The organism is Pseudofrankia inefficax (assembly GCF_000166135.1).
Classification (GTDB): Bacteria; Actinomycetota; Actinomycetes; order Frankiales; family Frankiaceae; genus Pseudofrankia; species Pseudofrankia inefficax.
On record NC_014666.1, the window covers coordinates 569,626 to 587,827 of the forward strand.

At 76.9% G+C, this 18,202-nt stretch carries 13 protein-coding genes; 9 read left to right on the top strand and 4 right to left on the bottom strand.

Annotated features, from left to right (window positions below):
• Nucleotides 1–70: 70 nt before the first annotated feature.
• From FRAEUI1C_RS02345 to cbiE, 3 genes are read right to left on the bottom strand one after another with little or no spacing between them, the layout of a single operon-like run.
• The gene (locus FRAEUI1C_RS02345; protein ID WP_013421675.1) at nucleotides 71–877 is read right to left on the bottom strand and encodes a cobalt-precorrin-6A reductase; all 807 of its coding nucleotides are present in this window, start codon (nucleotides 875–877) and stop codon (nucleotides 71–73) included.
• Nucleotides 865–1,617 (bottom strand): precorrin-4 C(11)-methyltransferase, encoded by a 753-nt coding sequence (gene cobM / locus FRAEUI1C_RS02350; protein ID WP_013421676.1) that lies wholly within the window; start codon nucleotides 1,615–1,617, stop codon nucleotides 865–867. Before cobM ends, FRAEUI1C_RS02345 begins: the two co-directional genes overlap by 13 nt.
• Entirely contained in the window at nucleotides 1,614–2,990 is a 1,377-nt protein-coding gene (gene cbiE, locus FRAEUI1C_RS02355; RefSeq protein WP_157734785.1) for a precorrin-6y C5,15-methyltransferase (decarboxylating) subunit CbiE, read from the bottom strand. The genes cobM and cbiE overlap by 4 nt, the downstream gene beginning before the upstream one ends.
• A 297-nt stretch (nucleotides 2,991–3,287) precedes the next feature.
• On the opposite strand from cbiE, the gene FRAEUI1C_RS02360 reads away from it, so the two are divergent.
• The 9 genes from FRAEUI1C_RS02360 to cobJ all read left to right on the top strand — a co-directional run bounded on the left by FRAEUI1C_RS02360 (nucleotide 3,288) and on the right by cobJ (nucleotide 17,285).
• The gene (locus tag FRAEUI1C_RS02360) at nucleotides 3,288–5,468 is read left to right on the top strand and encodes a VWA domain-containing protein (RefSeq protein WP_013421678.1); all 2,181 of its coding nucleotides are present in this window, start codon (nucleotides 3,288–3,290) and stop codon (nucleotides 5,466–5,468) included.
• Entirely contained in the window at nucleotides 5,468–6,082 is a 615-nt protein-coding gene (gene cobO / locus FRAEUI1C_RS02365; protein ID WP_013421679.1) for a cob(I)yrinic acid a,c-diamide adenosyltransferase, read from the top strand. The genes FRAEUI1C_RS02360 and cobO overlap by 1 nt, the downstream gene beginning before the upstream one ends.
• Before the next feature lie 70 nt (nucleotides 6,083–6,152).
• Nucleotides 6,153–7,601, top strand: a complete 1,449-nt coding sequence (locus FRAEUI1C_RS02370; RefSeq protein ID WP_013421680.1) for a cobyrinic acid a,c-diamide synthase CobB — start codon at nucleotides 6,153–6,155, stop codon at nucleotides 7,599–7,601.
• Entirely contained in the window at nucleotides 7,588–8,565 is a 978-nt protein-coding gene (locus tag FRAEUI1C_RS02375) for a cobalamin biosynthesis protein (RefSeq protein ID WP_013421681.1), read from the top strand. Before FRAEUI1C_RS02370 ends, FRAEUI1C_RS02375 begins: the two co-directional genes overlap by 14 nt.
• Nucleotides 8,562–10,160 carry a cobyric acid synthase gene (locus FRAEUI1C_RS02380; RefSeq protein ID WP_013421682.1) on the top strand — a complete coding sequence of 533 codons (1,599 nt, stop codon included), beginning with the start codon at nucleotides 8,562–8,564 and terminating at the stop codon, nucleotides 10,158–10,160. The genes FRAEUI1C_RS02375 and FRAEUI1C_RS02380 overlap by 4 nt, the downstream gene beginning before the upstream one ends.
• The gene (gene cobN / locus FRAEUI1C_RS02385) at nucleotides 10,157–13,837 is read left to right on the top strand and encodes a cobaltochelatase subunit CobN (RefSeq protein WP_013421683.1); all 3,681 of its coding nucleotides are present in this window, start codon (nucleotides 10,157–10,159) and stop codon (nucleotides 13,835–13,837) included. Before FRAEUI1C_RS02380 ends, cobN begins: the two co-directional genes overlap by 4 nt.
• Nucleotides 13,838–15,091, top strand: a complete 1,254-nt coding sequence (locus FRAEUI1C_RS02390) for a ferredoxin-like domain-containing protein (RefSeq protein WP_013421684.1) — start codon at nucleotides 13,838–13,840, stop codon at nucleotides 15,089–15,091.
• Nucleotides 15,085–15,735 carry a precorrin-8X methylmutase gene (locus tag FRAEUI1C_RS02395; protein WP_013421685.1) on the top strand — a complete coding sequence of 217 codons (651 nt, stop codon included), beginning with the start codon at nucleotides 15,085–15,087 and terminating at the stop codon, nucleotides 15,733–15,735. Before FRAEUI1C_RS02390 ends, FRAEUI1C_RS02395 begins: the two co-directional genes overlap by 7 nt.
• Nucleotides 15,732–17,285 (top strand): precorrin-3B C(17)-methyltransferase, encoded by a 1,554-nt coding sequence (gene cobJ / locus FRAEUI1C_RS02400; RefSeq protein WP_013421686.1) that lies wholly within the window; start codon nucleotides 15,732–15,734, stop codon nucleotides 17,283–17,285. The genes FRAEUI1C_RS02395 and cobJ overlap by 4 nt, the downstream gene beginning before the upstream one ends.
• Here cobJ and cobF read toward each other — a convergent pair.
• Nucleotides 17,251–18,075, bottom strand: coding sequence for a precorrin-6A synthase (deacetylating) (cobF, locus tag FRAEUI1C_RS02405; protein ID WP_232425272.1), 825 nt, complete (start codon nucleotides 18,073–18,075; stop codon nucleotides 17,251–17,253). The genes cobJ and cobF overlap by 35 nt on opposite strands.
• Nucleotides 18,076–18,202: the final 127 nt, after the last annotated feature.

The following is an 18,202-nucleotide window of genomic DNA, read 5'->3' on the forward strand; positions in this document are numbered from 1 at the left end:
AAGTCGGCCCGGCGCGTGTCCGCGACCATCCCAGGGCTCAAACGGCGATCAAGGCCGGTCTGATGGACCGCTAACGGGCGCCGGGCCGCTGGGAGGAGGCGAGCGCGTGCAGGGCGCCGAGCACCCCGGCGACGTTCGACCAGGTGGGTGGCGCCGGGTCGGTCAGAGCAGGCCGGTCGACCATGACGACCGGCAGGCCGAGGGCTCGGGCCGCGTCCAGCTTCGCCGCGGTCAGGGCGCCGCCGCTGTCCTTGGTCACCAGGACCCGGACGCCGTGGTCGCGCATCAGCCGGGTCTCGCCCTCGACCGTGTACGGGCCGCGGTCGAGCAGCACGGTGTGCCGGGGCGGCAGCACGTCGGTCGGCGGGTCGACCGCCCTGATCACGTAATGGCGGTAGGGGTCGGCGGCGAACGGCGCGAGCTGGCGGCGGCCGGTGGTGACGAACACGGCGCCACCCGGCGGGCACAGCGCGCGGGCCTGGTCGGCCGCCGTCCGGAGATCCGCGACGCGGTGCCAGCCGTCGCCGGGGCGCTCGGTCCAGCCCGGCCGGGCCAGCCGCACAAGCGGCACACCGGCGCCCGGCGCGGTTGGCGGCGCGTCGTCGGGCGGCCCGACGCACACGGCGACGGCGTGCTCGGACATCGTCGTGGCGAACGGGTGGGTGGCGTCGACGACGACGTCGATCGCGCGGTCGCGCAGGAAGGCGCGCAGCCCGGCGACGCCACCGAAGCCGCCGATCACGATCTCGCCGGCGGGCAGCGCCGGGTCGCGGACCCGGCCGGCGAGCGACGTGGTCACGACCATCCCCGGCTCCGCGACGAGCAGGGCGGCCAGGTCACGGGCCTCCCGGGTACCGCCGAGGATCAGGACACGCACGCGCGGTCTCGTTCCACCGAGTACAGGTGGCTGTCCCGGAAGCCCTCGGCCGCCAGCGCGGCGCCGACGATGATGACCGCGGCCCGGCGAATCCCGGCGGCGCGGACCGCGGGAGCGATGCCGTCGAGCCGGCCGCGCAGCACGACCTGGTCGGGCCGCGACGCCCAGGCGACCACAGCGACCGGGGTGTCCGCGCCGTAGACCGGGAGCAGCTCGGCGACGACCGCCTCGATCCGCTGCACCGACAGGTGGATGACCATCGTCGCCTGGGCGGCGCCGAGTGCCGCGAGCGTCTCCCCGGCGGGCATGGCCGAGGCGTTCTCGCTGGTCCGGGTCAGCACCACGCTCTGCGCGACGCCCGGGACGGTCAGCTCCCGGTTCAGCTCCGCCGCCGCCGCCGCGTACGCGGACACGCCCGGGCAGACGTCGTAGCGGACGCCGGCCGCGTCGAGCCGGCGCATCTGCTCGGCGACGGCGCTGAACACCGACGGGTCGCCGCTGCACAGCCGGGCGACGTCCTGCCCTGCGGCGTCGGCCTCGACGAGGTGGCCGACGATCTCGTCCAGGGTCAGCCGGGCGGTGTCGACCAGCCTGGCACCGGGCGGGCAGTGCGCCAGCACGGCCGGGTCTACGAGGCTGCCGGCGTACAGGCAGACCGGCGAGGCCGCGATCAGGTCACGGGCGCGCAGCGTGATCAGATCGGCCGCGCCGGGCCCGGCGCCGATGAAGTGGACGGTCATCGCGTCGCTCTCTTTTCTTGCGCGGTGTGGACCGGCGCGGTGTGGACCCATTGCGTGACGGGCAGCGCCGGTCGGAACGCGGTGAACGAACCGACCGGCTCGGCATGGGAGATCGCGATCCGGCGCAGCCGGCCGCCGGCGCGGCGGTGCCAGTCGGCGAGCATGGCCTCGGTCTCGATCGTGACCGCGTTGGCGACGAGGCGCCCGCCGGGCCGCAGCGCCGCGAGACAGGTCTCGATGACGCCTGCGACGCTGGCGCCGCCGCCGACGAAGACGGCGTCGGGCCTGGGCAGGCCGGCGAGCGCGGCTGGCGCGCGGCCCTCCACGACGCGTAGTCCGCCCGCCGCGGTGGCGAGGCCCGCGGTCTGTTCGACGGCACCGGCGAGCCGTTCGGCGTTCGCGCGCACATGGGCGGCCCGGTCGGCCCGCGGCTCGATCGCGACCGCTCGGCACCGGCGGTCGGCCCGTAGCCATTCGGTGGTGATGCCGCCGCTGCCGGCCCCGACGTCCCAGAGCAGCTCGCCGGGCGCCGGAGCGAGCGCTGCCAGCGTGACGGCCCGGACCTCCTGCTTCGTCAGCACGCCGTCGGTGGCGAACGTGTCGTCGGGCAGCCCTGGCGCCCGGCTGGCCACCGCCTGGCTCTCGTGCGTCGAGTCCGGCCCGCAGCGGACCGCGACGATGGCGAGCCGGTCGTGTGGCGGTATCCCGGGCCGACCTGGATGGCGCCCGACCCGTTCGCGCGGGCCGCCGAGGCGTTCCAGCACGGTGAGCTCGGCGTCGAGGCCGCGCTCGGCGACCAGCCGACCGACCCGGTCGGCGCCGTCCTCGTCGCCAGTCAGGACCAGCACCCGCGCGTCGGCGCGCAGCTCGGCGCCGACCGCGGCGTACGGCCGGCCGACCGCGCTGACGACGGCGACCTCCTCGACCGGCCAGCCGAGCCGGGCGCAGGCCAGCGAGATCGACGACGGGGCCGGCAGGACCCGGACCTGGCCCGGTCCCAGCGCCCGCGTGAGCGTGCCGCCGACGCCGTAGTGCATCGGGTCGCCGCTGGCGAGGACGGCGACCCGTTGGCCGGCATGGCTGTCGGGCAGCGCCGCCGCGGCGGCAGCCAGGTCGCGGGGCCAGGTCTCCACGGCCCGGACCCGGCCGGCCACGAGGCCCAGCTGCCGGGCGCCGCCGAGCACGACATCCGCGGCGGCGAGCGCCGCCCGGGCCGGTTGGCCGAGACCGTCCCAGCCGTCCTCGCCGATGCCGACCACCGTCACGCCGAACCCGCCGGTCACGCCGAACGCTCCCGAGCCGACGGCGGCTCCTTCGTCGACGGCGCCCCCCTGGACGGGCGCGGGCCCGGTGGGCTCGGGGCTGGCTGGCACAGGGGCGATTGTGCATGGCCGCGCCAGCCGCCGTCGCGCTGATCGCGGGAGCCGGGCCAGCGGGTGTTCGTGGTCACTGTCCCTCGGGCGCCCTCCCATGGCACCATTCCTGCCAGGCGATACGAGGGGAACTCCGGTGCGGCGCTGGGTGCCAAGACCGGGGCGGTCCCGCCACTGTGAGCCGCGGCCGGTCCGGCGCGGTGAGCCAGAACACCTCGATCGCCCGCCCGTGGGCGGCAGTTCCCGGGCCCGTACGAGCGGCAGGCGCGGACACTGCCGGTGCGAGGTGGTGCGCGCGTGCCCCTGTTCCCCTTCAGCGCGATCGTCGGTATGGACGATCTGCGGCTCGCGCTGGTCCTGAACGCGGTCTGCCCCGAGATCGGCGGTGTGCTGGTCCGGGGCGAGAAGGGCACGGCCAAGTCGACGGCGGTGCGCGCGCTCGCCGGCGTGCTGCCGCCGGTCGCGGTGGTGGCCGGCTGCCGGTTCTCCTGCGACCCGGCCCGCCCGGACAAGGAATGCCCCGACGGCCCGCATCCGGCCGCGGCCCCGGCCTCGCACCGGCCGACCCGGCTGTGCGAGCTGCCCGTGGGCGCGACGGAGGACCGCCTGCTCGGCTCCCTCGACATCGAACGGGCGCTGACCGCCGGCGTCGTCATGTTCGAGCCGGGGCTGCTCGCCGCCGCGCACCGGGGCGTCCTCTACGTCGACGAGGTCAACCTGCTGCACGACCATCTGGTCGACCTGCTTCTCGACGCGGCTGCGCTCGGCGTGGCCCACGTCGAGCGTGACGCGGTGTCGGTCCGGCACGCGGCCCGGTTCCTGCTCGTCGGGACGATGAACCCGGAGGAGGGCGAGCTGCGGCCGCAGCTGCTCGACCGGTTCGGACTGACGGTGCAGGTCGCGGCTCCGCGCGAGCCGGCGCTGCGGGCCGAGGTCGTCCGCCGCCGGCTGGCCTTCGACGCCGATCCCGACGCCTTCGCCGCCCGGTACGAGGACGCGGAGCGGGAGCTCTCGGCGCGGATCGCCGCCGCCCGCGCGGCGCTGCCGGCCGTCCGGCTGCCCGACCGGGAACTGACCCGGATCGCCGCCGTCTGCGCCGCGTTCGAGGTCGACGGGCTGCGGGCGGATCTGGTGACCGCGCGGGCCGCGGTCGCGCACGCGGCCTGGGCCGGGCGGGCCGAGGTCACCGAGGACGACGTCCGGGCCGCGGTCGAGCTGGCGCTTCCGCACCGCCGTCGCCGCGACCCGTTCGACGCGCCAGGCCTGGAGCCCGACGCGCTCGACGCCGCACTGGAGGCGGCCCGCAAGGAGCTCGACGCCCTCCCAAGCCAGGACGACGCGGGCCAGGACGATGAGGGCCGGGACGGCCCGAGCGAGGGCCAGGGCCAGGGCGACCAGGACGCGACCCACGACGCGGCGCCACCCACCGGGCCGGACGGCCAGACCGACCTGGACAGCGACCCGGATCCCGGCGGCCCCGGCGGCGGCGTTCCGGCCGCCGGCGCGGACGACGAGGGCCACCCCGCGCCCGAAGGGCAGGCCGGGGACCAGATGGCGCCACCGCCGGCCACCCGGCCGGCGGTAGGCGTGGTCGCGCCCGCGGCGACGTTCCGCGCCCGCCGGCTGGAGGTGCCCGGCGTCGGCGGGGGCGTGCCCGGCCGACGCTCTCGCGCGGCCACCCCGTCCGGCGCCGTGGTCGGCGCCCAGGTCCCGGCCGGCCGGCTGCGTGACCCGCACCTCCTTGCGACGCTGCTGGCGGCGGCGCCGCACCAGTTGGCCCGCGGCCGTGGCGGTCCGGGGCTGCGGCTGCGGCCCGCCGACCTGCGCCAGGCCAGGCGGGAGGGCCGCGAGGGCAACCTCGTGCTGTTCGTCGTCGATGCGTCGGGCTCGATGGCGGCACGGGCGCGGATGGGCGCCGTCAAGGCCGCCGTGCTCTCGCTGCTGCTCGACGCCTACCAGCGCCGCGACAAGATCGGGCTCGTCACGTTCCGCGGCGAGGACGCCCGGCTGGCGCTCCCGCCGACGTCGTCGGTGGACGTGGCGGCGACGCTGCTGGCGGACCTGCCGTCGGGCGGGCGCACTCCGCTCGCCGACGGCCTGCTGCTCGCGCACCGCGTGCTGGCCCGGGAACGGCTGCGCGACCCGAGCCGCCGGCCGTTGCTGGTCGTGCTGACCGACGGCAGGCACACCGCGGGGCCGCGGCCGGGCCCGGCCGCGCGGCTGTTGGCCCGCTCCGGCGTCGCAGCGGTCGTCGTCGACTGTGAGGCGGGACGGGTGCGCCTCGGCCTGGCGGGTGAGCTCGCCGCCACGCTGGGCGCCACGCTGCTCGGGCTCGCCGAGCTGGGCGCGCCCGGCACCGGGCCGGAGGCCGCCGGGCCAGGCGGCGGGCGCGGCAGGCGAGATCCAGCGGGCCTCGACTCCGCCGCCGCCGGCGCCGGGCTCGCGGCCACCGTCCGCGCGCTGCGGGACGCCGCCTGATGGCGCCGCAGGGCCAGGTCGAGAGCGTCCCCGCCGACGGGCTGACCACTCGGCAGCGGCGCAACCGGCCGCTGCTCGTCGTCCACACCGGCGACATGAAGGGCAAGTCGACGGCCGCCTTCGGGCTCGCGCTGCGGGGCTGGAACCAGGGCTGGCCGATCGGCGTGTTCCAGTTCGTCAAGAGCAAGAAATGGAAGGTCGGCGAGGAGAACGCGCTGCTGGCGCTCGGCCGGCTGCACGAGCAGACCGGCGAGGGCGGGTCCGTCGACTGGTTCAAGATGGGCTCCGGCTGGTCCTGGACCCAGCGTGGCCCGCAGGACGACCATGCCGCGGCCGCCGCCGAGGGCTGGGAGCGGATCAAGGCGGACCTCGCCGCGCAGACCTACGGCCTGCTGGTGCTCGACGAGTTCACCTACGTCATGGAGTGGGGCTGGGTCGACGTCGAGGACGTGGTCGAGACGCTGGCCGCGCGCCCCGGCTTCCAGCACGTCGTCATCACCGGCCGCCGGGCCCACCCGCGCCTCATCGAGGTCGCCGACCTGGTCGTCGAGATGACCAAGGTCAAGCACCCGATGGACGCGGGCCAGAAGGGCCAGCGGGGGATCGAGTGGTGACCGTGGGACCGCTCCCCGCGCCGCGAGCGACGCGGCCCCTCGCGCCGCCGGCCGCCGCGCCGGCCGGGCCGTGAGGATCCCGCGGGTCGTCCTCGCCGCGCCCGCCAGCGGCGCCGGCAAGACGTCCATCGCCACCGGTCTGCTCGCGGCCCTGCGGGCCAGGGGGCTCGCCGTCTCGCCGCACAAGGTCGGCCCGGACTACATCGACCCGAGCTACCACGCGCTCGCGGCCGGCCGGCCGGGGCGCAACCTCGACCCCTGGCTCGTCGGCGAACAGCGGGTCGCCCCGCTGTTCCTGCACGGCGCGCTGCATCCCAGGCGGGCCGACGTCGCCGTCGTCGAGGGCGTCATGGGGCTGTTCGACGGGCACGCGACCCGCGCCGGCTTCGGCTCGACGGCGCACGTGGCCACCCTGCTGGCGGCGCCCGTCGTCCTGGTCGTCGACGCGCGGTCGGCCGGGCGGTCGGTCGCGGCGACGGTGCACGGGTTCCGGTCGTTCGACCCGGCCGTGCGGATCGGTGGCGTCGTGCTCAACCAGGTCGGCACCGAGCGGCACGCCGAGATCCTGCGCGCCGCGATGGCCGAGATCGGCATGCCGGTGCTCGGCGTGCTGGGCCGGCGCCCCGACCTGGTCACCCCGTCGCGCCACCTCGGCCTGGTGCCGGCCGCGGAACGCGCCGCGCCGGCCAGGGACGCCGTCGCCGAGCTCGGCGCGGCGGTCGGTTCCGGCCTCGACCTGGACGCGCTGCTCGCGCTCGCCGCGACGGCCCCCGACCTGCCCGCCGAGCCGTGGGACGCGCGGGTCGCCGCCCTGGAGCCCGTCGGGTCGCCGGTGCCCGCCGGGCCGCGCCCGGTGGTCGCGGTCGCGGGCGGGCCGGCCTTCACGTTCGGCTACGCCGAGACCCCCGAGCTGCTCGCCGCAGCCGGTGCCGAGGTCGTCGGCTTCGACCCGACCGTCGACGAGGCGCTGCCAGCCGGCACGTCGGGGCTGATCATCGGCGGCGGGTTCCCGGAGGTGCACGCGGGCGCGCTCGCCGCGAACGCCGCGTTGCGGTCCCGGGTCCGGGCCTTCGCGGCGACCGGCGCCCCCGTCGCCGCGGAGTGCGCCGGGCTGCTCTACCTGAGCAGCGCGCTCGACGGCGCGCCGATGTGCGGGGTGCTCGGCGAGGTGACGGCGGCGATGACGCCGCGCCTGACGCTGGGCTACCGGGAGGCGGCCGCGGTGACCGACTCGGTGCTCGCGGCGCGCGGCACGACCGTGCACGGGCACGAGTTCCACCGCACGGTCGCGACCCCGGCGGCGGGCGGCTCGACCGGCGGCGACGCGCGTCGCGGTGCGGCCCCGGCGTGGCGCTGGCGGGACGCGAGCGGTGTCGAGGTCGCCGAGGGCTTCGTCCGTGGCGCGATCCACGCGTCGTACCTGCACACCCACTGGGCCGGGGTCCCCGGCGCCGCGCACCGCTTCGTCGCCGCCGCCCGCGCGGCCCACCAGACCGAGGCGTTCCGTGCCGCGGGCTGAGCGTCGGCGCGGGGTGGGCCCGGGCGGTGTCGCGGCGGCGATCGTCGCCGGCGCCGTCGCGGACCTCGTCTTCGCCGACCCGGGCCGGTTCCACCCCGTAGCCGGCTATGGCCGGGCCGCGGCCGTGGTCGAGCGGCGCCTCTACGCCGACTCCCGCGCTGCCGGCGCCGGGTTCGTCGCGGTGGCCGTCGGCGGCCCGATGCTCGCCGCCGCCGCGCTGGACCGCCTCGTCCCATCGCGCGCCCGCCCGGTGCTGCTGGCGGCGGCACTGTGGGCCGCGCTCGGCGGGACGTCGCTGCGCCGCGAGGGGGCGGTCATGGCCCGGCTGCTGACCTCCGGTGACCTCCCGGCCAGCCGGGACCGGCTCGGGCACCTGTGCGGGCGCGACCCGAGCGGGCTGGACGAGCCGGAGCTCGCCCGGGCGGCGATCGAGTCGGTCGCGGAGAACACCGCCGACGCGGTGCTCGGCCCGCTGCTGTGGGGGGCGGCGCTCGGCCTGCCCGGCGTCGTCGGCTACCGCGCCGTGAACACCCTCGACGCGATGGTGGGCTACCGGTCGCCGCGCTACCTGCGGTTCGGCTGGGCCGCGGCCCGCCTGGACGACGTCGCGAACCTCGTGCCCGCGCGGCTGTGCGCGGCCCTGACGGCGCTGGTCGCGCCCGTCGTCGGCGGCTCGCCCAGGCAGGCCTGGCGGACGTGGTGGCGCGACGGCGACAACCATCCGAGCCCGAACGCGGGCCAGTGCGAGGCCGCGTTCGCCGGCGCGCTGGGCATCACGCTCGGCGGCACCAACATCTACGACGGCGAGGTCGAGGCCCGCGGCCGCCTCGGCGACGGCGGTCCGGCGGCCGGCGCCGACGTGGCCCGTTCGGCGGACCTCTCCGGTGCGGTGGGCGCCGCCGCCGTCGTCCTCGCCGCGCTCGCGGGCGCGGTCCGGGTGACGGCGCGCCGGGGCGGGTCGTGAGCGGCGCGCTGCTCGTCGCCGGGACCACCTCGGACGCGGGCAAGTCCGTCCTGACCGCGGGCATCTGCCGCTGGCTGGCCCGCCAGGGCGTCCGGGTCGCGCCGTTCAAGGCGCAGAACATGTCGCTGAACTCGTGGGTGACCGCCGACGGCGCCGAGATCGGCCGCGCCCAGGTGATGCAGGCCGCCGCGGCCGGCGTCGAGCCGGAGGGCGCGATGAACCCGGTGCTGCTCAAGCCGGGGGCCGGGCACCGCAGCCAGGTCGTGCTGCGCGGCCGGCCGGTGGCCGAGGCGGGCGCGCTCGACTACCGGGCCCTGAAGGGCCGGCTGTTCACCGAGGTGCTCGCGAGCCTGGCCGACCTGCGCTCCCGGTTCGACGTCGTCATCTGCGAGGGCGCCGGCAGCCCGGCGGAGATCAACCTGCGGGCCGACGACATCGCGAACATGGGCCTGGCCAGGGCCGCGCGGCTGCCGACGCTGGTCGTCGGCGACATCGACCGCGGCGGGGTGTTCGCCGCCATGTTCGGGACGCTGGCCCTGCTGGAGCCGGCCGACCAGGCGCTGGTCGCGGGGTTCGTCGTCAACAAGTTCCGCGGCGAGCGGGCCCTGCTGGAGCCGGGCCTGGGCATGCTGTCGGGCCTGACCGGCCGTCCCGTGCTCGGGGTGCTTCCCTGGCGAGACGGGCTCGGCCTGGACGTGGAGGACTCGCTCGGCCTGCCGGGGCCGGGCGAGACGAGGGGCGACCTCGACGGGACGCTGCGGGTGGCGGCGGTCCGGCTGCCGTTCCTGAGCAACTTCACCGACCTGGACGCGCTGGCGGCCGAGCCCGGCGTCGCGGTCCGGTACGTCGACCGGCCGGAGGACCTCGACGCCGCCGACCTCGTCGTGCTGCCCGGCACCCGCTCGACCGTCGCCGACCTGGCCTGGCTGCGCGGGCGTCGGCTCGACGGCCCGCTCGCCCGCCGGGCCGCGACCGGCCGGCCAGTGCTCGGCGTCTGCGGCGGCTACCAGATGCTCGCCGAGACGATCGTGGACGAGGTGGAGAGCGGCGCCGGCCGCGTCGACGGCCTCGGGCTGCTGCCGGTGACGATCCGCTTCGCCGCGGCCAAGACGCTCGGCCGGCCGGACGGCGTCGCCTACGGCCAGCCCGTGCGTGGCTACGAGATCCACCACGGCGTGGCGTCGGTGCACGGCGGCGAGCCGTTCCTCGACGGCTGCCGGGCCGGCGCGGTCTGGGGCACCACCTGGCACGGCGCCTTCGAGAACGACGGCTTCCGCCGGGCGTTCCTCGCCGACGTCGCGGCCCGGGTGGGTTCACCGTGGCAGCCGCGCGGGGAGGTCTCGTTCGCGGCGGTCCGCGAACGGCGCCTCGACGTGCTCGGCGATCTGGTCGCGGAGCACCTCGACACCGACGCGCTGCTGCGGCTGCTCGCCGACGGCCCACCGGCCGGCCTGCCGTTCATCCCGCCCGGAGCCCCAACGGGCGCCGCCGGGCCGGCCCTCGCCGGTGGGGCTCCAGCCCCGCCTGTTACGGCCGGGCTGCCGGAAGCCGGCCACCTGCGTAGTTCTGTTCCAGACCTGGGGAGCCGACCGTGATCCTGCTGCTGTCGACGTCGGACACCGACCTGTCCTGCGCCCGTGCCTGCGGGGAGGACTACCGGCTGGGCAACCCGGCCCGCCTCGACGTCGCCGACCTGCCGGGGCTGCTCGACGGCGTCGACGTCGTCGTGCTGCGCCTGCTCGGCGGCCGGCGGGCCTGGCCCGAGGGCGTCGACGCGCTGCTGGCCCGGGGCCTGCCGGTTGTGGTTCTCAGCGGCGAGCTGATCCCCGACGCCGAGCTGATGGAGCTGTCCTCGGTGCCCGCCGGGGTGTCCGCGCAGGCGCACGCCTACCTCGCCCACGGCGGCCCGGACAACCTGCGCCAGCTGGCCCGGTTCCTGTCCGACGCGCTGCTGCTCACCGGCCTCGGGTTCGACCCGCCGGTGCCGACCCCCGCCTGGGGGCTGCGTCCCCGCCCGGACACGGCGGCGCCGGACGAGCGCCCGACCGTCGCGATCCTGTACTACCGGGCGCACGAGCTGGCCGGGAACACCGCGTTCGTCGACGCGCTGGCCGACGCCGTCGACGCTGCCGGCGGCCGGGCGGTCCCGGTCTTCTGCGCGTCCCTGCGCACCGCCGACACCGAGCTGCTCGCCGAGCTCGGCCGGGCGGCCACGCTCGTGACGACCGTGCTCGCCGCCGGCGGGGCGGCGCTGGGCGCCATCCCGGCCGAGGTCGGCGCCGGTGGCCGCGACGAGGACTGGGACATCGGCGCGCTCGCCGCCCTGGATGTGCCGATCCTGCAGGCGCTGGCCGTGACGTCGTCGCGGGAGCAGTGGGAGGCCAGCGACGACGGCCTCTCGCCGCTGGACACCGCGACCCAGGTCGCGATCCCCGAGTTCGACGGGCGGATCATCACGGTTCCGTTCTCGTTCAAGGAGATCGACGCCGACGGGCTGAGCCGCTACGTGCCCGACCCGGAGCGGGCGGCCCGGGTCGCCGGCCTCGCGGTGCGCCATGCCCGGCTGCGCCACGTGGCGAACGCCGACAAGCGGATCGCCCTGGTGCTCTCGGCCTACCCGACCAAGCACGCCCGGATCGGCAACGCGGTCGGCCTCGACACCCCGGCCAGCGTGCTCGCCCTGCTCGGCGCGCTGCGCGAGGCCGGCTACGACGTCGGGCCGGAGACCGGCCCCGGCGCGCTGCCCGGCCTCGAAGCCGGTGACGGGGACGCGTTCATCCACGGTCTGATCGCCGCCGGCGGCCAGGACGAGGACTGGCTCACGGCCGAGCACCTGGCCGGCAACCCCGTCCGGGTCCCCGCCGCCGTCTACCGAAGCTGGTTCGCGACGCTGCCGCAGGACCTGCGGTCCGCCGTCGAGCAGCACTGGGGCCCGGCGCCCGGCGACCTGTTCGTGGACCACGGCACCGACCCCGACGGCGAGATCGTGCTCGCGGCCGTCACCGCCGGCAACGTGGTGATCCTCATCCAGCCGCCGCGCGGCTTCGGGCAGAACCCGATCGCGATCTACCACGACCCGGACCTGCCACCGAGCCATCACTACCTGGCCGTCTACCACTGGCTGCGCAACGGCCAGGACGCCGCCGGGTTCGGCGCGCACGCCGTCGTCCACGTCGGCAAGCACGGCAACCTCGAATGGCTGCCCGGCAAGGCGGCGGCGCTGTCGGCGAGCTGCGCCCCGGACGCCGCGCTCGGCGACCTCCCGCTCGTCTACCCGTTCCTCGTCAACGACCCGGGCGAGGGCACCCAGGCCAAGCGACGCGCGCACGCCACGGTGATCGACCACCTCGTCCCGCCGATGGCCCGAGCCGACAGCTACGGCGACATCGCCCGCCTGGAGCGGCTGCTCGACGAGCACGCGCAGATCGCCGCCATGGACCCGGCGAAGCTCCCGGCGATCCGGGCCCAGATCTGGACCCTGATCGAGGCGGCGAAGCTGGACCACGACCTGGGCCTCACCAACCGGCCGCACGACGCCGAGTTCGACGAGTTCATCCTGCACGTCGACGGCTGGCTCTGCGAGATCAAGGACGCCCAGATCCGCGACGGCCTGCACGTCCTCGGGGCCGCGCCGACCGGCGACGCCCGGGTCAACCTGGTGCTGTCGATGCTGCGGGCCCGCCAGCTGTGGGGCGGTGCCGTCGCGCTCCCCGGGCTGCGCCAGGCGCTGGGCCTGGGCTCCGAGGAGGGGACGACCCGCACCGACGCGGTCGAGGCCGTCGCCCGGGAGCTGCTCACCGAGCTGGACGACCGCGACTGGGACCCGGCTGCCGTCGACGAGGTCGTCGCCGAGGTCCTCGGTGTGCCGGCGGAGACGGACGCGATCGACCGGGCCCCCGACGACCCGGACCTGGTGGACCGCGCCGCCGTCGCCGCCGTGCTGACGTTCGCGGCCACCGAGATCGTGCCGAGGCTCGCCCGCACCACCGACGAGATCGACCGGACCCTGCACGCGCTCGCGGGCGGCTTCATCCCGGCCGGGCCGAGTGGCTCGCCGCTGCGCGGGCTGGTCAACGTGCTGCCGACCGGGCGCAACTTCTACGCCGTCGACCCACGCGCGGTCCCCAGCCCGCTGGCCTGGGAGACCGGCCGCGCGATGGCCGACTCGCTGCTCGCCCGCCACCTCGCCGACACGGGGGAGTACCCCCGCTCGGTCGGCCTGTCGGCCTGGGGCACGTCGGCGATGCGGACCTCCGGGGACGACGTCGCGGAGATCCTCGCCCTGCTCGGCGTGACGCCGCTGTGGGACGAGGCGTCCCGGCGGGTGCGCGGCGTCGAGCCGATCCCGCTCGCCGAGCTGGGCCGGCCCCGGATCGACGTCACGGTCCGGATCTCCGGGTTCTTCCGCGACGCGTTCCCGCACGTCGTGGACCTGCTGGACGACGCGATCCGCCTGGTCGCCGACCTGGACGAGGCCCCGGAGGACAACTACGTCCGAGCACACGCCGACGCCGACGCGGCCACCCACGGGGACCGTCGCCGGGCCACGACCAGGATCTTCGGCTCGAAGCCGGGCGCGTACGGCGCCGGTCTGCTGCCGCTGGTCGACTCCGGCACCTGGCACGACGACGCCGACCTGGCCGAGGTCTACGCGGCCTGGGGCGGGTTCGCCTACGGCCGTGGCCTCGCCGGCCGGCCGGCCCGGGACGACATGACGGCGGCCTACCGGCGGATCAGCGTCGCCGTGAAGAACACCGACAGCCTGGAACACGACATCGCCGACTCCGACGACTACTTCCAGTACCACGGCGGCATGATCGCGACCGTCCGCGCGCTGACCGGGCGCGGCCCGCGCGCCTACATCGGCGACTCGACCAGGCCCGACGAGGTACGCACCCGCACGCTCGGCGAGGAGATGGCCCGGGTCGTCCGGGCCCGGGTGGTCAACCCGCGCTGGATCTCCTCGATGCGCCGCCACGGCTACAAGGGCGCCTTCGAGCTCGCCGCCACCGTCGACTACCTGTTCGGCTACGACGCGACGGCAGGTGTGGTGGCCGACTGGATGTACGAGGCCGTGACGGAGGCGTACGTCCTCGACGAGGAGAACCAGAAGTTCCTCACCGACTCGAACCCGTGGGCCCTGCACGGGATCGCGGAACGGCTGCTGGAGGCCGTCGACCGCGGGCTGTGGTCGGCCCCCCGGCCGGAGACCCTGGACGCGCTGCGCGAGGTGTACCTGCGCGCGGAGGGCGACCTGGAAGGGCGGGCCTAGATGGCCGCGGCCCGAGACCGCGTGACCGACCGCTGCCCCGGCGCTCTGGTCCTGCACGAGGCGGCCGACGGTGGCCTGGCCCGGATCCGGCTGCCCGGCGGCCTCATCGCCGGTGGCACCCTGGTCGCGCTCGCTGAGCTGGCCGAGTCGTTCGGTCCGCGGGGCGCCGTCGAGCTGACCTCGCGGGGGAACCTGCAGCTGCGCGGGGTGCCGGCCGGCCGGCACTCGGAGCTGGCCGACCGGGTCGCCGAGCTCGGGCTACTGCCGTCGGCGACCCACGAACGGGTCCGCAACATCGTCGCGGCCCCGTTCGCCGGTCTCGTCGGGACGGCTGGCGGCGCCGGGGATTCGGCGCTTGACGGCCTGGTGCGGGCCCTCGACCTGGGCCTGTGCGCCGACCCGGACCTCGCCGGGCTGTCCGGCCGGTTCCTGTTCGGCCTCGACGACGCCTCCGGGGCGGTCGCCGCCCTGGAGGCGGACGCCTGGGCGGTGCCGCTGGATGCGGGCCGATGGTGGGTCGGCCCCGCCGGGGTCGCGGTCGACGGTCCGGACGTCGTCGGCGAGCTGCTCGCCGCCGCCCGGGGCTTCCTGCGGGCCGCGGTCGACGCGGCCGTCAGCGCCGCGCCGGCCGGCCACCCGATCTGGCGGGTCCGGGACCTGCCGGATGGTGGCGCGGGGCTAGCGGCGGAGCTGCGAGCCGGCCGTCCCGAGGTTGCCCGGCCCGAACCGCCCCCGGGCCGGCGACCGGTGGGGGTGTGGCGTCGCCCGGACGGCGGCCACGCCGCAGCCGCGCTGGTGCCGCTGGGCCGGCTCAGCCGGGCCGGCGCCGAGATGCTCGCGGCCGCGGGCCAGGGGATGGATCCCGCGGCGGTGTCGCTGCGGGTCACGCCGTGGCGGTCGGTCGTCGTGCCGCGCCTCGCCGACCCGGCGTCCTTCGTCCCCGCCGCGCGCCGGGCCGGCCTGGACGCCGAGCCCCAGTCGCTGTGGGCACTGGTCACCGCGTGCGCCGGGCGGCCCGGCTGCGCGAGCGCGCTCGCGGACGTGCGGGCCGACGCGGCCGACGCGGTCGCGGCCGGCCGGCTCACTCCCGCCTTCGCCGCGCGGCCGCTGCCGCCGGGGGCGCGGGCGCACTGGAGCGGGTGCGCCCGCCGGTGTGGCCGTCCAGCCGGGTCATATGTGGATATCGTCGCCGGGCCCGACGGCTACCTGGTCCACGCCGCCGGCGCCGAACCGAAGGAGTCCTCACGATGGTGACCGGCAGCAGCCAGCGCCGCTACGACTACGAGCGCGACGGCGCGGCGATCTACCGGCAGTCGTTCGCGACGATCCGCGCCGAGGCGGAGCTGGCCGACCTCGCGCCCGACCTGGAGCACGTCGTCGTGCGCATGATCCACGCTTGCGGGATGGTGGACCTGCCCGCGGACGTCGAGGCGAGCCCCGGCGTCGTCGGCATCGCCCGGACGGCGCTGCGGGCCGGAGCGCCGGTGCTGTGCGACGCGCAGATGGTGGCCAGCGGGATCACCCGGCGCCGGCTGCCCGCCGCCAACGACATCGTCTGCGCGCTCGGCGACCCGGGCGTCCCGGAGCTGGCCGCCCGGCTCGGCACCACCAGGTCGGCCGCCGCCCTTGAGCTGTGGGCCGACCGGCTCGCCGGCGCCGTCGTCGCGATCGGGAACGCCCCGACGGCACTGTTCCACCTGCTGGAGCTGATCGGCGCGGGTGGGCCGCGCCCGGCCGCCGTCCTGGGGCTGCCGGTCGGCTTCGTGGGCGCGGCCGAGTCCAAGCAGGCCCTCGCCGACAACCCGTTCGGCCTGCCCTTTCTCGTCGTGCACGGCCGGCGGGGCGGCAGCGCGATGACGGTGGCCGCCGTCAACGCGATCGCCTCCGAGGCGCTGTGACCACGCAGCCACCCGCCGCCGGCACGCTCTACGGCGTCGGGGTGGGCCCGGGTGACCCCGAGCTCGTGACGGTGAAGGCCGTTCGGCTGATCGGCGCGGCCCCGGTCGTGGCGTACCACGCGGCGCGGCCCGGGCGGTCGCTGGCCCGGGCGAGCGCGGCGCCGTACCTGCGGCCCGGCGTCGTCGAGGAGGAGCTCGTCTACCCGGTGACCCGCGGTGTCACGCCGCACCCGGGTGGCTACCAGGGTGCGATCGAGGAGTTCTACGAGCGGTCCGCCGACCGCCTGGCCGACCATCTGGCCGCCGGGCGGGACGTCGTGCTGCTCGCCGAGGGCGACCCGACGCTGTACAGCTCCTTCACCCACATGCAGCGCCGGCTGGTCCCGCGGTTCCGGTGCGTGATCGTCCCCGGCGTGACGTCGGTGTCCGCGACCGCCGCCGCGGCGGGCGTCGCGCTGGTCACCGGGGACGAGACGCTCGCCGTGCTCCCGGCGACCACCCGGGCGGACCGGCTGCGCACGCTGGCCGGCACCGCGGACGGGCTCGTGCTGATGAAGGTGCGCGGGGACCTCGGTGGCGTCCGCCAGGCCCTCGCGGACGTGGGCCGGCTGGACGACGCGCTGCTCGTCAGCCGGGCCAGCCGGGAGGGCGAGCGCGTCACGGCGCTGCGCGACCTGGGAGGCTCGGACCAGGACGTCCCGTACATGTCGAGCGTCCTCGTCCCGGGCGCCTCCGCGGCTCGGCCGGCGACGCCAGGTCAGGCCGTGGCCGGCTCGGTCACCGTCGTCGGGCTGGGGCCAGCCGGCGCCGAGTGGCTCACCCCCGAGGCGGCCTGTGCCCTCGCGGCGGCCGACGACGTCGTCGGCTACGAGACCTACCTGCGGCGCGTCCCGCCCCGGCCCGGCCAGCGCCGGCACGGCACGGACAACCGGGTGGAGGCGGAGCGGGCCGCGTTCGCGCTCGACCTGGCCCGGCGGGGGTCCCGGGTCGCCGTCGTGTCGTCCGGGGACCCGGGCGTGTTCGCGATGGCGTCGGCGGTGCTGGAGACCCAGGCCGACGGCGGCTACCAGGACGTGCCGGTGCGCGTGCTGCCCGGGGTCACGGCGGCGAACGCGGTGGCGGCCCGGGTCGGCGCGCCGCTCGGCCACGACTACTGCGTCGTGTCGCTGTCGGACCAGCTCAAGCCGTGGCCACTGGTGCTGCGCCGGCTGCGCGCCGCCGCCGTGGCCGACCTGGTGCTCGCCCTCTACAACCCGGGCTCGAAGACCCGCCGGGCGCACATGGACGAGGTCCGCGCCTGCCTGCTGGAGGCGCGGGGCCCGGACACTCCCGTCGTCGTGGGCCGCGCGGTGGGCGCCGACGGCGAGCGGATCGAGGTCATCCGGCTGGCCGACCTGACCGCCGACCACGTCGACATGCGCACGCTGCTGATCATCGGCTCGTCCCGGACCCGCTGGGACGCCGCGACGGGCGCGGTGTTCACCCCGCGCCACCACGACGGGCTGCCCGGCCCGGTCACCGCCGACGCCGCAGCAGGTACACATCCATGATCCAGCCCTTGCGGGCGCGGGCCGTCTGCTTGGCCGTCGCGATCTCGGCGCCGACCTCGGCGAGCGGGCCGGCGATCGTGATCTCGTCGGCGCCGCCCAGGTAGGCACCCCAGTAGATGTCCCACCGGCTCGCGTCGAGGTCCAGCCAGGCCGTGGCGCCGTCGAGCATGACGACCACCGAGTCCTGGCCGCCCGCCTCGGCGGCCAGGCGCCGCCCGGTGGTGACGTGCACCGCCCCGCCGACCGTGTTGAGCGGGACCCGGTGCCGGGCGGCCAGCACCTGCACGCTGGAGATCCCGGGGATGACGGTCACCGCGACGTCGACCAGGCCGCGTGCCCGGATGTCGTCGAGGATGCGCAGCGAGCTGTCGTACAGCGCCGGGTCACCCCAGACCAGGAACGCGCCCCGGTCTGACTCGCCCAGCTCCGTCAGCAGGGCCCGGGACCAGACCTCGGCGCGGGCGGTGTGCCAGCGGCGCACCTCGGCCTGGTAGTCGTCGGGCGCCCGGTCCCGGTCCGGCTCGCTGACCTCGACGACCCGCAGCCCCGGCCGCGCGTGCCGGGCGCAGATCTCGGCCCGCAGCGCGTTCAGGTCGGCTTTCGCGGGCCCCTTGTCGATCGTGAACAGCACGTCGACGCCGGCCAACGCGGCGCTGGCCTCATGGGTGAGCGAGGCGGGATCGCCGACCCCCATGCCGATCAGCAGCACGGACCGGCGAGGCGGCGCGGCCGGGTCTGCCATGGTCGAGCCGTCGGGGTGGAGGCCGTCTTCAGGTGCTGCGGTGGTCACCGGACCGACGCTAGCGGCCCCTGCCAGGGTGGCGGCCCGCCCAGTGGCACGCCTGGCAGCGAAGCCCCGCCCACCCCGCGGCAGCCCGGCCCGCTCCACTCGGCGTTCATGATCGCCGTTTCAGCCC

What these genes read in the sequence shown, in the direction of transcription:
- cobM (WP_013421676.1), bottom strand. Translation starts at nt 1,617, where the DNA reads ATGACCGTCCACTTCATCGGCGCCGGGCCCGGCGCGGCCGATCTGATC.
- cobO (WP_013421679.1), top strand. Translation starts at nt 5,468, where the DNA reads ATGGCGCCGCAGGGCCAGGTCGAGAGCGTCCCCGCCGACGGGCTGACC.
- FRAEUI1C_RS02390 (WP_013421684.1), top strand. Translation starts at nt 13,838, where the DNA reads ATGGCCGCGGCCCGAGACCGCGTGACCGACCGCTGCCCCGGCGCTCTG.
- FRAEUI1C_RS02395 (WP_013421685.1), top strand. Translation starts at nt 15,085, where the DNA reads ATGGTGACCGGCAGCAGCCAGCGCCGCTACGACTACGAGCGCGACGGC.